General features: G+C 53.2%; 11 protein-coding genes. 9 read left to right on the plus strand and 2 right to left on the minus strand.

Features of this window, described 5'->3' with window-relative positions; all coding sequences use genetic code 11:
- Positions 1-273 precede the first annotated feature (273 nt).
- Complete coding sequence (locus N24_RS05230; protein WP_096454946.1) at positions 274-1,836, minus strand: dolichyl-phosphate-mannose--protein mannosyltransferase; 1,563 nt, start codon at positions 1,834-1,836, stop codon at positions 274-276.
- A gap of 47 nt (positions 1,837-1,883) precedes the next feature.
- On the opposite strand from N24_RS05230, the gene rsmI reads away from it, so the two are divergent.
- The 4 genes from rsmI (at position 1,884) to N24_RS05250 (ending at position 8,730) form a co-directional block, all read left to right on the plus strand.
- Positions 1,884-2,732, plus strand: a complete 849-nt coding sequence (rsmI, locus tag N24_RS05235; RefSeq protein WP_096454948.1) for a 16S rRNA (cytidine(1402)-2'-O)-methyltransferase — start codon at positions 1,884-1,886, stop codon at positions 2,730-2,732.
- 159 nt (positions 2,733-2,891) lie between these two features.
- Entirely contained in the window at positions 2,892-4,679 is a 1,788-nt protein-coding gene (gene betP, locus N24_RS05240) for a glycine betaine transporter BetP (protein WP_167382039.1), read from the plus strand.
- A 56-nt stretch (positions 4,680-4,735) separates the two neighbouring features.
- On the plus strand, positions 4,736-6,568 hold the full coding sequence (gene metG, locus N24_RS05245; protein ID WP_096454950.1) for a methionine--tRNA ligase: 1,833 nt from the start codon (positions 4,736-4,738) through the stop codon (positions 6,566-6,568).
- 110 nt (positions 6,569-6,678) lie between these two features.
- Positions 6,679-8,730: a RecQ family ATP-dependent DNA helicase gene (locus N24_RS05250; protein ID WP_096454952.1), complete on the plus strand. Its 2,052-nt coding sequence runs from the start codon at positions 6,679-6,681 to the stop codon at positions 8,728-8,730.
- On the opposite strand, the gene N24_RS05255 is transcribed toward N24_RS05250, so the two are convergent.
- On the minus strand, positions 8,713-9,348 hold the full coding sequence (locus tag N24_RS05255) for a cyclase family protein (protein ID WP_096454954.1): 636 nt from the start codon (positions 9,346-9,348) through the stop codon (positions 8,713-8,715). The genes N24_RS05250 and N24_RS05255 overlap by 18 nt on opposite strands.
- Positions 9,349-9,369: 21 nt before the next feature.
- On the opposite strand from N24_RS05255, the gene N24_RS05260 reads away from it, so the two are divergent.
- The 5 genes from N24_RS05260 (at position 9,370) to N24_RS05280 (ending at position 15,213) form a co-directional block, all read left to right on the plus strand.
- Positions 9,370-10,203: a TatD family hydrolase gene (locus N24_RS05260; protein WP_096454956.1), complete on the plus strand. Its 834-nt coding sequence runs from the start codon at positions 9,370-9,372 to the stop codon at positions 10,201-10,203.
- 180 nt (positions 10,204-10,383) lie between these two features.
- The gene (gene rpf2, locus N24_RS05265; protein ID WP_096454958.1) at positions 10,384-11,508 is read left to right on the plus strand and encodes a resuscitation-promoting factor Rpf2; all 1,125 of its coding nucleotides are present in this window, start codon (positions 10,384-10,386) and stop codon (positions 11,506-11,508) included.
- Positions 11,509-11,544: 36 nt separating this feature from the next.
- Complete coding sequence (gene rsmA / locus N24_RS05270; RefSeq protein ID WP_096454960.1) at positions 11,545-12,426, plus strand: 16S rRNA (adenine(1518)-N(6)/adenine(1519)-N(6))-dimethyltransferase RsmA; 882 nt, start codon at positions 11,545-11,547, stop codon at positions 12,424-12,426.
- A complete protein-coding gene (locus N24_RS05275) occupies positions 12,423-13,361 on the plus strand; it encodes a 4-(cytidine 5'-diphospho)-2-C-methyl-D-erythritol kinase (protein ID WP_096454962.1) in 939 nt (312 codons plus the stop codon). Before rsmA ends, N24_RS05275 begins: the two co-directional genes overlap by 4 nt.
- Positions 13,362-13,395: 34 nt before the next feature.
- Positions 13,396-15,213, plus strand: coding sequence for an ABC-F family ATP-binding cassette domain-containing protein (locus N24_RS05280; protein WP_096454964.1), 1,818 nt, complete (start codon positions 13,396-13,398; stop codon positions 15,211-15,213).
- Positions 15,214-15,219 lie beyond the last annotated feature (6 nt).

Here is a 15,219-nt window from a genome sequence, read left to right on the forward strand (position 1 = left end):
GAAGAGTCCCAAATCGGTTCCACCATGGGTAGAGCTTATTTGGGCGCTTTAAAACTCTCCTAGAGGCTGTTCATTTTGAGACCAATGGGGTAGATGTGAAACCTGCAAGTTCACTGATCAAAAATTCACCACAAACAAGAGTTCGAAAGTGGAATCAGTCAAAAATTTGCAATACACGGCCCATCAAGTGCAAATACTCACCACAAACCTGTAAATCCTAAGGTTTGTGGCGAGTATTCGCACATTTATTCGCTTAGTGTTGGGGTTCGGGTATTAACGCCAGCTCGGGAACCACATCAAGGATTCATAGACGTAATCCGGGATGACAAAGCCGTAAAAGAGTGGGGAGAAGGCGATAAACATCATCACCACGACTGAAACATAGATAATGACAGCCATTGATCCACGTGGTTGCCCCACTGCAGTTATTTTTCCTCGGCCCCACAGTTCACCGCACGCTAAAGCAAGCATGATGATGGTGAATGGAATAAGTGCGGTGGCGTAGAAGAAATACATTTGGCGGTCATATGCGGCAAGCCACGGGAGGAACCCAGCGGCGAATGCAACCAGTGGGACAACGTATCCGCGGTTTCTGCGTGCAAACAAAGACCATAGTGCCCATAGGATGACAGGTACGGTGAGCCACCAAATGGCAGGGGTACCAAAGAGGTAGATCATCCGTCGGCAGGTGCCCCCGATGTCGCAAGAAATATCAGTGGAGGAGAAGTAGAGGATTGGCCGTCCAGATACCAGCCATGCCCACGGTTTGGAATCCCAAGGGTGACTGTGACCAGCTGAAGTGGTTAATGAGCCGTGGAATTCAAGGACGCTGATGTGATAGTGCAACCAGCCGGCGATGGATTCAGGAAACAATTGCAGGATTGAATCTTCTGAGATGGTGCCATCTGATTTGGCGTGGCGGTACACAGATGTTTCGGAGGCAAACCAGGCTCGCCAACTCCAGATATAAAGCAGTGCGGGGATGATAACGAGGGAGCCGAGCGCTGGGATGACATCATTTTTCAGTGTGCCTAGGACATAGCGGCGGACCCCGTATCGTTTACGCAGCCACAAGTCTAAAAATACGCTGGTCAGGCCAAAGAATGCGATGTAGTAGAGACCGGACCATTTCACTGAAAAGGCAAGTCCTAAGAAAATGCCGGTAGTAAAACGCCACCAACGAAAACCAAAGCGTGGACCGAATTCATCGGTAATTTGACCGTTTTTAAGGAGGTAATCGTTGAGGCGGTGGTGCATTTGTTGGTGATCACGAATAAGCGACCATGCTGCGGCGGTGATGAAAAACACCAGGAAAATATCCAGCATGCCAAAACGAGAGGAAACAAGCAGCACTCCATCTGAGAGCGCAATGATTCCGGCGATGAACGTCACCATGGTTGATCCGCTGAGCCGGCGGGTGATCGCCATGATGGAAAAAACTGTCAAGGTGCCAAATAAAGCTGCCATAACTCGCCAGCCCAGGGGAGTGTATCCAAAGACCCATTCGCCGAGCGCTTCGATTTGTTTGGCTAGTGGTGGGTGGACCACTAATCCATAGCCGGGGTTTGATTCGATGCCGCCGGTTATGGGGTTGATCCAGGACCGAACCATATCCCAGGCTTGCGGGACGTAGTGCTTTTCATCGAAAACTGGGGTGCCAGATGCTGTTGCGCTGCTTAGACCTGTAAAACGCGTGATCAAAGCAAACACCGCGATAATCGCCCAGGTATAGGTATCCAGACGAGTCCACTTGAATTTAGGCGGTGCGGGCGGGAGAGTACCAGCGAAGATTCCCTGGTCCCGCCCCTGATCACGAACAGGTAGGGCTTGGCTCACTTGGTTGATTGTAGAGCCTTGGGGAGTTTTTGTGGGAAGCTAGATGCATGCATGTTGCTGAATTATCTTTGCCCACTGGAATTATTATCGCGGCAACCCCGCTCGGCAACATTGGGGATGCATCGCATCGCCTGGTTCATGCGCTTGCCAATGCCACGGTGGTTGCTGCGGAAGATACCCGCCGGACTGCTTCTTTGGCGGCGGCATTGGGGGTGGAAATTAAGGGGCAGTTGGTCTCGAACTTTGATCATAATGAGCAGGCGCGCGTCGACAAGCTTATTGAAGCCGCACGCACTGGCACGGTGTTGGTGGTCAGCGATGCCGGGATGCCGGTGGTTTCTGATCCAGGTTTTGCGCTTATCGACGCCGCCCACGACGCCGGCATTCCGGTGACCTGCTTCCCCGGCCCCTCAGCAGTGCCAACCGCATTGGCGTTGTCGGGGCTGCACGTGGGCCATTTCGCGTTTGATGGCTTCGCGCCCCGCAAACAGGGCGCACGCGGCACGTGGTTGGAATCTTTGAAGACCGAAAAGCGCGCGGTATGTTTCTTTGAATCTCCTCACCGCATCGCAGAAACCCTGGCTCACGCGGCGGAAGTTTTAGGCGATCGACGCGCAGCGGTCTGCCGTGAATTGTCCAAAACCTACGAAGAAGTCAAGCGTGGCACTTTGCCGGAGTTGGCAGAATGGGCACAAGACGGGGTGCGCGGAGAAATCACCGTGGTCATTGAAGGCGCGGGTGAGATAGTGGCGGACGTCGATTCGCTTGTCGACGTCGCCCAGCAGCGCGTCGATCAAGGCGAGCGGCTAAAAGCGGTGTGCGCGGACCTGGCGAAGACCCATGGTGTGAGCAAAAATGAGCTCTATGATGCGGTTATTTCTGCCAGGGAAAATTAATCGTTATGCCATTGTGATTGAAGGTTGCGCATAACCCGAACGTACAGGCGTTCTTTAAGTTACGTCTACATAAAATACCAGGTCATTGAGATGCAGAATTCTGCTTAGATTCCGTTTTCCGGTTTACTTTCCAGTTTTTCCCAAGTAAAGGTGGGTTCTATGACTACATCTGACCCAAATTCGAAACCGGTAGTGGAGGATGCTCAACCAGAGCAAATCACTGCAACCGAAGAACTGGCGGGTTTGCTTGAGAATCCCACTAACCTGGAAGGGCAACTGGCCGATGCCGAAGAGGAAATTATCCTTGAAGGCGAAGATGACGATGCCTCACTTAACTGGTCAGTCATCGTTCCAGCCCTAGTCATCGTCCTTGCGACAGTGGTGTGGGGTATCGGATTCAAAGATAGCTTTACCAACTTCGCTAGTTCTGCGTTGTCAGCAGTAGTTGACAATCTTGGCTGGGCCTTCATTTTGTTTGGCACAGTCTTTGTATTTTTTATCGTCGTTATCGCTGCTAGTAAATTCGGTACCATTCGCTTAGGCCGCATTGATGAAGCACCAGAGTTTCGCACGGTGTCATGGATTTCCATGATGTTTGCTGCAGGTATGGGTATTGGTTTGATGTTCTACGGAACCTCAGAGCCACTTACCTTCTACCGTGATGGAGTTCCCGGATACGATGAACACAACGTTGGCGTGGCCATGTCATCGACGATGTTCCACTGGACACTTCATCCGTGGGCTATCTACGCAATTGTGGGCCTAGCTATTGCATACTCCACCTTCCGTGTGGGACGTAAACAGCTTCTAAGCTCGGCGTTCGTGCCACTAATTGGTGAAAAAGGTGCAGAAGGATGGTTGGGCAAGCTCATCGACATCCTGGCGATTATTGCCACAGTATTCGGAACCGCCTGTTCACTTGGCCTTGGAGCGATGCAGATCGGTGCAGGACTTTCCGCAGCCAACATCATTGAAAACCCAAGTGACTGGACCATCATCGGTATTGTCTCTGTTTTGACCTTGGCGTTTATCCTGTCTGCAATTTCCGGTGTGGGCAAGGGCATTCAGTACCTATCCAACGCCAATATGATTCTCGCAGCACTGCTAGCAATCTTCGTATTCGTTGTTGGCCCGACTGTGTCCATTTTGAACCTTGTTCCAGGATCCGTCGGCAACTATCTGTCCAACTTCTTCCAAATGGCAGGTCGTACTGCCATGAGTGCCGATGGCACAGCAGGTGAGTGGTTAGGTGGCTGGACCATCTTCTACTGGGCATGGTGGATTTCTTGGTCACCATTCGTCGGAATGTTCCTGGCACGCATTTCCCGTGGCCGCTCGATTCGTGAGTTTGTCATTGGTGTGCTGCTCGTTCCAGCCGGTGTATCCACCGTATGGTTCTCCATCTTTGGTGGCACTGCGATTGTCTTCGAGCAAAATGGAGAATCCATCTGGGGTAGCGGTGCAGCAGAAGAACAGCTATTTGGATTGCTCCATGCACTTCCTGGCGGACAGATCATGGGCATTGTTGCAGTGATTTTGCTGGGTACTTTCTTTATTACCTCTGCTGACTCTGCTTCCACCGTGATGGGCACCATGAGCCAGCACGGACAGCTTGATGCCAACAAGTGGGTATCTGCTGCTTGGGGTCTTGCGACCGCTGCAATTGGTTTGACTCTGCTGCTATCTGGTGGAGACAATGCCTTGAACAATCTGCAAAACGTCACCATTGTGGCCGCAACTCCATTTCTCTTTGTGATCATCGGTTTGATGTTTGCGTTGGTCAAGGACTTAAGCAACGACGTGATCTATCTCGAGTACCGCGAACAGCAACGCTTCAATGCGCGCTTGGCTCGTGAACGCCGTGTTCACAACGAACACCGCAAGCGTGAACTGGCTGCAAAGCGACGCAGGGAGCGTAAGGCGAGCGCGGTGGGGAAGCGTCGATAAGCAATTTTTAACCCCTGATACCCCTTTCCGGCCGGGCATAAATTAAGGTGGTACGCATGACGAAGAACGTGCTCGTATCTGTTGCCTGGCCGTATGCCAACGGACCCCGCCACATCGGACATGTGGCGGGGTTTGGTGTCCCCTCCGATGTGTTCGCAAGGTTCCAGCGAATGTCTGGCAACAACGTGCTCATGGTGTCCGGCACCGATGAGCACGGCACGCCACTTCTGGTTCAAGCAGACAAAGAGGGCGTCACCGTTCAAGATCTCGCTGATAAGTACAACCGTCAGATCGTTGAAGACCTCACTGGTTTGGGATTGTCCTATGACCTGTTCACCCGGACCACTACCTCGAACCACTACGCCGTGGTGCAAGAATTGTTCCGTGGTCTCTACGACAACGGCTACATGATCAAGGAAACCACCCTCGGCGCGATTTCCCCATCTACTGGCCGTACTCTGCCTGACCGTTACATTGAAGGCACCTGCCCAATTTGTCACGCTGACGGTGCGCGCGGTGACCAGTGCGATAACTGCGGAAATCAGCTTGACCCTTCAGATCTGATCAACCCAGTCTCCAAGATCAACGGCGAAACCCCAGAGTTTGTTGAGACCGAACACTTCCTGCTCGACCTGCCAGCACTTGCTGAAGCGCTCACCGAGTGGCTTAAAGGACGTGAAGACTGGCGTCCAAACGTGTTGAAGTTCTCGCTCAACCTGCTAGAGGATATTCGCCCTCGCGCAATGTCACGCGATATTGACTGGGGAATCCCCATCCCAGTTGAAGGATGGCAAGACAACAACGCCAAGAAGCTTTACGTCTGGTTCGACGCTGTCGTGGGCTACCTTTCCGCATCCATCGAGTGGGCATACCGCACCGGTGATCCTGAAGCATGGCGCACGTTCTGGAATGATCCAGAAACCAAGTCCTACTACTTCATGGGCAAAGACAACATCACCTTCCACTCCCAGATCTGGCCCGCTGAGCTTCTCGGCTACGCAGGCAAGGGATCCCGTGGTGGAGAGATCGGTGACCTCGGTGTGCTCAACCTGCCTACAGAGGTTGTTTCCTCTGAGTTCCTGACTATGTCCGGATCCAAGTTCTCCTCATCCAAGGGCGTTGTTATCTACGTCAAGGACTTCCTCAAGGAGTTCGGCCCAGATGCACTGCGATACTTCATTGCTGTCGCGGGACCAGAAAACAACGACACCGACTTCACCTGGGACGAGTTTGTCCGCCGTGTAAACAACGAACTGGCAAACGGCTGGGGCAACCTGGTCAACCGTACCGTATCCATGGCGCACAAGAACTTTGGTGAAGTGCCTGTTCCTGGCGCACTGGAAGAATCTGATCAGAAGATTCTCGACCTGGCAACCTCTGCTTTTGAGTCTGTTGCTGCAAACTTGGACCAGTCCAAGTTCAAGGCAGGCATTACCGAAATCATGCATGTTGTCGGTGAGGCTAATGCCTACATTGCTGAACAAGAGCCATGGAAGCTTGCCAAGGATGAGACCAAGCGTGAGCGCCTTGCCACCGTGCTGTGGACGGCACTGCAGGTTGTATCTGACTGCAACACCATGCTGACCCCATACCTGCCACATACTGCTCAAAAGGTGCATGAGACCTTAGGCCGTGATGGCATCTGGGCTGCATCGCCACAGATCGTGGAAGTAACCAATGAATCGCCACGCCAGCCCATCGGTGTGGGCCTACCAGATCCAGAGCACACCTATCCAGTGATCATGGGTGACTACAAGACCCAGCTGGCTAAGTGGCAGCGCATTGATGTTGTGCCAGGTACAAAATTGGAAAAGCCTGCGCCACTAATTGCCAAGCTTGATCCGGAGCTCGGCGAGACTGGCCCGGAATGGGCGCCAGTGCAGAAATAACTGTGAACTGAAAGGGCAGGTTGATCAGAAAACTGATTGACCTGCTCTTTTTCCTTGTCGGGGGTGGTGCGGGGGAGTACGTGTCCACCCCGTGGTGTTAGGTGGAAGATATGAACGCAACGAGAGAAGAAGCCAACAACTTACTAGCTGGAATTGCCGGTCCTGGTGCACAGCTGCGCGATGATCAATGGGTAGCAATTGATGCTTTAGTAAACCAACGCAAACGCATGCTGGTAGTCCAAAGAACCGGTTGGGGAAAATCAGCCGTTTACTTCATCGCAGCCAAACTGCTTCGCGCTCGAGGTGCTGGCGCAGCAGTTATTATTTCTCCACTGCTTGCACTGATGCGTAACCAGGTTGCCTCAGCTGAGCGTGCGGGTATTAAAGCAGCAACACTAAATAGTGCCAACATGACGGAATGGGAAGCCATCCAGCAGCAAGTCGTTTCAGGTGATGCTGATGTGCTACTGATTTCACCCGAACGCCTCAACAACCCTGACTTTAGAGATACTATTTTGCCTCGGTTAGCAGCTGAAACAGGCTTGGTTGTGGTCGATGAAGCGCACTGTATTTCAGACTGGGGCCATGATTTCCGCCCCGATTATCGCCGTATCCGCGACCTTTTAGCAGGACTTGCGCCTAATATTCCAGTGCTTGCAACCACCGCTACCGCGAATGACCGCGTGGTAGAAGATGTCCGCGCGCAATTAGGTGAGGGCACAGGTTTGCTTCGTGGTGGACTAGACCGAGAATCTCTATACCTTTCCGTGGTGAATCTCCCGAACCCCACCGAACGTCCAGCCTGGCTTGCCACCCACCTCAAAGAACTGGCTGGCTCAGGCATTATTTACTGTCTGACAGTATCCGCAGCACATGATCTTGCTGATGCACTCAATTCTGTTGGCTGGAACGTTGCCGCATACACTGGTCGAACCGAAGCAGGAGAGCGCGAGCGATTAGAACATGCTTTGATCAACAATGAGATCAAAGCATTAGTGGCAACCTCCGCACTTGGCATGGGCTTTGACAAGCCAGATCTAGGTTTTGTGGTGCACATGGGAAGCCCCAGCTCACCGGTGTCTTATTACCAGCAGATTGGTCGCGCCGGGCGTGGCACTGACCGTGCTGATGTCATCTTGCTGCCAGGTACTGAAGACAAAGAGATCTGGGAATATTTTGCATCAGTATCTTTCCCACGTGAAGAAGTTGTCCGCCAACTACTTGCAGTTTTAACCGATGAAGCACAATCCACCGTCAGATTAGAAGCACAAGTCGATCTTTCCCGCTCACGACTTGAGCAAGTACTAAAGGTGCTCGACGTTGATGGAGCAGTCAAACGCGTGCGCGGTGGCTGGGTGTCTACCGGGCAAGAGTGGATCTACGATGCTGAGCGCTATGCAGGGCTTGAACAAGCTAGGAAAACTGAGCAACAAAGCATGGTGGATTATCAAAACACCACTGATTGCCGCATGCTGTATCTCCGCAGAGAACTAGACGACGCGGAAGCAACCACCCCTTGTGGCCGCTGCGACAACTGCACGGGCAAAACCTGGGGACTTGATACCGATGCTGAGATCACCTTGAAGGTAGATCAACAGCTTCAAACACCTGGTGTGAGCATTGCACCACGAAAAATGTGGCCCACTGGAATCAGCGTGAAAGGTAAAATCGCAGGGCTGGAAGAGGGACGAGCTTTGGGTCGACTTAACGATATCGCGCGAGGACCCGCACTTAAGGCTTTGTTAGACAGCAGAGCTTATTCTGATGATCCATGGATGGCACACATCATTGAGGTGCTGAAAAACTGGGATTGGAGCAACAGACCAGCCAACGTAGCAGCACTCGGCAACACCAACAGTGCATCTACGGAGATGATTATCCAGGTAGCTCAATCAATCGCCAGCGTTGGACGTATGAACTTTGCAGGTATACTCCCGGTCCTGCCAGGTGCTGAGGAAGTGATGGCGCAAAACTCCGCATACCGAGTTGAAGCCCTGTTGAAACAATGGGATTGGTCAAAAGGCCTGCAACTAGTTCCGGGACCCATTTTGTTGGTGACAGATCTAATTGACACTGGCTGGTCCGTGACAGTTGCAGGAAATGGCATAGCGCAAAGAACTTCAGAGAGTGTTTTGCCGTTTGCCCTAGCTAGCAGGGGATAAATGCTTTGGGAAGATCGCAATTGGGCGCACTGGGAAACTAGCCCCGTTTACTGGAACTGGCCAAGGACAAGTGATCGATGCACCAGTGGCAGGAACTTTATCTAAGTTGGTTAGGTTTTCAATCTGCCAATGATCATGGCACAGCCACCAGCGTTGTGCCTCAAGTGATGGGTCAGTGTCTGGAAGATCGTGGCCAATGGCGATGACTCCGCGTTCATGGAGCAACTCCAAAGCCTCAATGGACCAGCCAGGTGCGATACCTTGTTCACCCCACTCCCATCCAGTGTGGAGCGCGACGAAGGATCCTGGCTGGATTTGCCCGTGTGTATGTTCAAAAGCTTCTACGTCAGCAGTCGAACATAGATCGGGGCGAGAAAACCTCAGGCAATAAAGGGGTAAATGAGTTTCATCCACTGGGATCTGATCAAGTGTCCGACCTTGCGGGTCGAAATGCGCAGGTGCATCCACATGCGTTCCCCAAGGGCCAATGAGTGTGTATTGATGCATTAAAAAGCCATCGTTTTCAATCGTGGAGACCGTCTTGATTTCTTGGTCAGGATCACCAGGGAAGTGGGGCTGGCCTGGACTAAAGGCATGGGAGAGATCAATGATCTGCATGGGTCTAGAATAAAGGCCACTATGTCTAAGAAGAAGCCTCGCCCCATTCCCGTTCCTGCCCAATTTATTCCTGGCTTGATTGATGCGCATACGCATTTGGCGTCGTGTGGAGGGGATCTTGCTGGGTTGGTGGAAAGGGCGAAGGAGGCGGGCGTCGAAAAGCTTTGTACCGTCGGTGACGGCTTGGCCGAGGCCGAGCTGGCGCTGGAGGCCGCGCAACAGTTTGGCAATGTGTTTGCTGCGTGTGCGATTCATCCGACAAAGGCGCATCAGTTGGATGAGGCTGCGCGTGCGCGGCTGACTGAAATGGCTGCGGATCCAAATTGTGTGGCCATTGGTGAGACAGGTTTGGATACGTATTGGATTACTCACGATCCAGAAAACACAGCGGCGTTGGATGTGCAGGAGGAGGCGCTGTGCTGGCATGTCGATTTAGCGATTAGTGCGGATAAGCCGTTGATGATTCACAATCGTGAGGCGGATGCTGATTTGATGCGAGTGTTGGCGGATGCTCCAGCTCCAAAAGATACGATTCTGCATTGTTTTTCGTCGCCGTTGGAGATGGCGAAGGAAGCGTTGGATCGTGGATACGTGTTGAGTTTCGCCGGCAATGTGACGTTTAAACGCAATGAGGAGTTGCGGGAGGCTGCGAGGATTGCGCCGATTTCCCAGATCCTGATTGAAACCGATGCGCCTTATATGACCCCGGAGCCGTTTCGGGGAAGTAGGAATGAGCCGTCTTTGATTGGTCACACTGCGCTGTGTATCGCGGAGGTTCGGGGCATGGCTGTTGAGGATGTTGCGGCTGCCTTGAATGAGAACTTTGATCGTGTTTATGGGGTTACAAATCCATAACGTGAGGTAGCTCACGTTAGGTACGTTGGCAATGGTCGGCCGTTAGCGTTGTGGTGGGTGTGACTGAAGTTTATGAAGTTGCACGCCACTGCGTTTTGGTAATGGACGGGGGTAGTTTGTTACCGTATTGTGACTAACTGTTAATTTCCCTGAGTCCCCCGAGAGCGAAGAAGTTTCTACATGGCGCCCCATCAGAAGTCACGGATCAACCGAATCAACAGCACCCGCTCGGTGCCGTTGCGTTTGGCTACCGGTGGCGTGCTTGCCACCTTGCTTATCGGCGGAGTAACCGCTGCAGCTACCAAAAAAGACATTGTTCTTGATGTCAACGGCGAGCAAATGTCTCTGGTGACAATGTCTGGAACCGTTGAGGCAGTCCTGGCTCAGGCTGGGGTTGTCGTGGGTGACCAAGATATTGTCTCGCCATCTTTGGATTCCGCCATCAGCGATGAAGATACCGTGACGGTGCGCACCGCTAAGCAGGTTGCGCTCGTGGTGGAAGGCCAAACCCAAACTGTGACAACCACGGCTGTGTCTGTGGAAGATCTATTGCAAGAAGTTGGTGGCATCACTGGTGCTGATGCTGTGGATGCTGATCTTTCAGAGACCATCCCAGAATCTGGTCTTAAAGTCAGCGTGACAAAGCCCAAGATCGTTTCCATTAATGATGGCGGCAAGGTAACTTATGTTTCTTTGGCTGCGTCAAACGTGGAGGATGCTCTAAAACTTCGCGATATTGAGTTAGGCGCTCAGGACCGTGTTAATGTGCCACTCGACCAGCCACTGAAGAACAACACTCAGATTCAAATCGACCGCGTTGAAAACACCGAAGTCACAGAAACCGTGCCTTTCGATGCAGAACCAACCTACGTCGATGACCCAGAGGCTCCAGCTGGTGATGAAACTGTCATCGAAGAAGGAACCCCGGGAACCAAAGAAGTTACCCGCACCGTAACTACTGTTAATGGCCAGGAAGAATCTTCCACGGTGATCAATGAAGTTGAACTCACTGCAGCAAAGCCAGCAACCATTAGTCGTGGCACAAAGACCGTTGCAGCAAACTCCGTGTGGGATCAGTTGGCACAGTGTGAATCCGGTGGAAACTGGGCAATCAACACCGGTAATGGTTTTTCCGGTGGTCTGCAATTCCACCCACAAACCTGGCTTGCCTACGGTGGTGGAGCGTTTTCCGGTGATGCATCCGGCGCAACGCGTGAGCAGCAGATCGCCATTGCTGAAAAGGTTCAAGCAGCACAAGGCTGGGGTGCGTGGCCTGCATGCACCGCGAGCTTGGGCATCCGATAGTAGAAATCCGGCACCCAATGGGTAAATTGGGATGCTATGGAAGAATCCTCAGGTGCACAACTGCTCGGTCCGGTAGAAATCCGTGCGCTAGCAGAAAAGCTCGATGTCACACCAACCAAGAAGTTGGGGCAAAACTTTGTTCATGACCCCAACACGGTGCGTCGCATTGTTGCTGCTGCAGAGCTAACCCCAGAGGACCACGTGGTTGAGGTCGGTCCAGGTTTGGGCTCACTCACCCTGGCGTTGGTGGAATCAGCAGCATCCGTTACTGCAGTGGAGATTGATCCTCGGCTTGCAGCAGAGCTACCGGAGACGTTTCAGTGGCGCGCACCGGCACTTGCTCACAAGCTAAGCATTGTGCTGAAAGATGCATTGAAGGTTCAGCAATCCGACATGGCTGTACAGCCCACGGCACTGGTGGCCAACCTTCCGTACAACGTGTCTGTTCCCGTGCTGTTGCACATGATGGAAGAATTCCCCACCATTAACAAAGTCCTTGTCATGGTGCAGGCTGAAGTGGCTGATCGTTTGGCCGCAGAACCTGGTTCCAAGATTTACGGAGTCCCCAGCGTCAAGGCATCCTTTTATGGTCCAGTTACTCGCGCCGGGGCAATTGGTAAGAATGTATTTTGGCCTGCTCCGAAGATTGAATCCGGTTTGGTGAAAATCGTGCGGGAGAAAACTCCGTGGAACCAAGATGATGAAACGCGCAAGAAAGTGTGGCCGATTATTGATGCCGCCTTTTTGCAACGCCGTAAAACTCTCAGAGCGGCACTTTCTGGACATTTTGGATCAGGTCAAGCCGCTGAAGAAGCACTGCGCGCAGCTGAAATTGATCCAGGCCTTCGGGGTGAAAAACTCGATGTCACCGACTATGTGCGTCTAGCGGGTGCGCTGCAAACAAAGGATGAAGATTGATTATTGTTGCAAAAGCGTGGGCAAAAACAAATCTTCATTTAGGTGTTGGCCCTGCCCGCGATGATGGCTTTCATGAGCTCATGACGGTTTTTCAAACCATTGATTTGTTTGACACTGTCACCTTGACCACCCACGATGAGGAGTTGGTGGAGGAGGGGAGCGTCGTCAAGCAATTATCTGTGACTGGCGCCCGTGGGGTGCCGGAAGACGCCAGCAATCTTGCGTGGCGCGCAGTGGATGCGTTGGTTGAACGGCGCGCGGTAAAGGAGCCATTGCCTGCGGTTTCGCTTCATATCGCCAAGGGAATTCCGGTGGCTGGTGGGATGGCTGGCGGGTCTGCGGATGCGGCTGCGACCTTGCGCGCGGTGGATGCCTGGATTGGGCCGTTCGGCGAAGACACGTTGCTGGAAGTTGCTGCGGAGCTCGGCTCGGATGTGCCGTTTTGCCTGCTAGGCGGTACCATGCGTGGTACAGGTCGCGGCGAGCAGCTGGTAGATATGTTGACGCGTGGCAAGCTACATTGGCTCGTGGCTGCGATGGCGCATGGTCTGTCCACACCTGAGGTATTCAAAAAGCACGATGAGTTGAATCCGCAATCGCGCATGGACATCAACGAGCTCAGCGCGGCTCTGCTCACGGGCAATGCCAGCGAGGTTGCGCGGTGCTTGCACAATGATCTAACCAGCGCGGCGTTAAGTTTGCGCCCCGAATTACGCAGCGTGATCCAAGAAGGCACCCGAGCCGGCGCACTCGCGGGAATCGTGTCAGGCTCTGGCCCTACGACGGTATTTTTGTGCGAATCAGAGAACAAAGCGCAAGATGTTAAAGAAGCGCTTCTCGACGCCGGCCAGGTGTACGCCGCTTACACCGCCACCGGCCCCGCAGCCGTGGGCGCGAACCAGCGCGGTGCGCATATTTTATCCATCACATCATAAAAATTTTAAGTATCGGAGTCGAAGAAAAACCACAATGGCCAATCTGATTAATCTCGAGAACGTCTCCAAAACATGGGGATTAAAAACGCTTCTTGATGGTGTCTCCCTAGGTATTCAAACCGGTGACCGCATCGGTGTCGTCGGTTTAAATGGTGGCGGTAAAACCACCTTGCTGGAAGTCCTTACTGGCATCGAAAAACCAGATCAAGGCCGTGTCTCCCACAACTCTGACCTGCGCATGGCGGTGGTGACACAGCGTGCGGAACTCAATGATGAAGACACCGTTGCAGATGTAGTGCTTGGACCTCTAGGCCTAGAAGTCTTTGAATGGGCATCAAACGCTACCGTGCGCGATGTTCTTGGTGGCCTGGGTATTGTTGACCTTGGCCTTGATACCAAAGTGGGTAACTTGTCTGGTGGTGAGCGCCGACGCACCAATCTGGCTGCCGCACTAGTCCGTGACCTTGACCTGATCGTGCTTGACGAGCCCACCAACCACCTCGACGTGGAAGGCGTGCAATGGCTGGCATCCTATTTGCTGTCACGCCGCATCGCGATTGTTGTGGTCACACACGATCGTTGGTTCCTCGATACCGTTGCCACCACCACCTGGGAAGTTCATGACGGTGTTGTGGATTCCTACGACGGCGGCTACAACGACTGGACCTTCGCCCGCGCCGAACGCGCACGCCAAGCAGATGCCATTGAACAACGACGCCAAAACCTTGCTCGTAAAGAACTTGCATGGTTGCGACGTGGTGCACCCGCTCGAACATCCAAGCCACGCTACCGCATCGAAGCTGCCGAAGCCTTGATCGCCAACGTGCCAGCACCACGCGACAAAGTTGAACTCATGGCGTTTTCCAAATCACGCCAAGGCCGCGTTGTCATCGAACTAGAAGACGCCACGGTAGCCACACCTGATGATCGCATCCTGGTTGAAGATCTTACCTGGCGCTTGGCCCCCGGCGAGCGTATCGGTCTGGTCGGTGTCAACGGCTCTGGCAAAACCACACTGCTGCGCACCCTTGCCGGCGAACACCCACTTCAGGCCGGCAAACGCATCGAAGGCCAAACCGTGAAGCTTGGCTGGCTCCGCCAGGAACTAGACGATCTTGACCTGAACCGACGCCTCATCGACTGCGTCGAAGACGTTGCCACCTACGTGATGATGGGCGACAAACAAATCTCCGCCTCCCAACTTGCCGAACGCCTCGGATTTTCACCGAAGAGACAGCGCACCCCAGTTGGTGATCTTTCAGGTGGTGAACGCCGCCGACTCCAACTCACCCGCGTGCTCATGGCTGAACCAAATGTGTTGCTGCTTGACGAGCCCACCAATGACCTGGACATCGACACCCTCCAAGAACTGGAATCCCTTCTTGATGGTTGGCCAGGCACCATGGTGGTTATTTCCCACGACCGTTACCTTATCGAACGAGTCACCGACTCCACCTGGGCATTGTTCGGCGACGGCAAGTTAACCAACCTGCCAGGCGGAATTGAAGAATACTTGGAGCGTCGAAAAGCAATGGCCGCAGCTGAAGACAGCGGTGTGCTGAATTTGGGGATGGCTGTTTCGGGAGGAGTGGCTGCTGAGACTCCTGAGGCTGCTTCTGGAATTTCCAACCAGGAACGCCACCGCATCACCAAGGAAATGAACGCCCTCGAGCGCAAGATGGGCAAACTTGACCAGCAAATGAACAAGCTTAACCAGCAACTTGCTGAGGCAGCCGAAGCGATGGATACCGCAAAACTCACGGAACTAGACGCCAAGTTGCGCGGTGTGCAGGAAGAACACGGTGAGCTAGAAATGCAGTGGCTAGAACTCGGCGAAGAAATCGAGGGTTAGTCGCTT

The sequence above is a fragment of the Corynebacterium suranareeae genome (assembly GCF_002355155.1).
Classification (GTDB): domain Bacteria; phylum Actinomycetota; class Actinomycetes; order Mycobacteriales; family Mycobacteriaceae; genus Corynebacterium; species Corynebacterium suranareeae.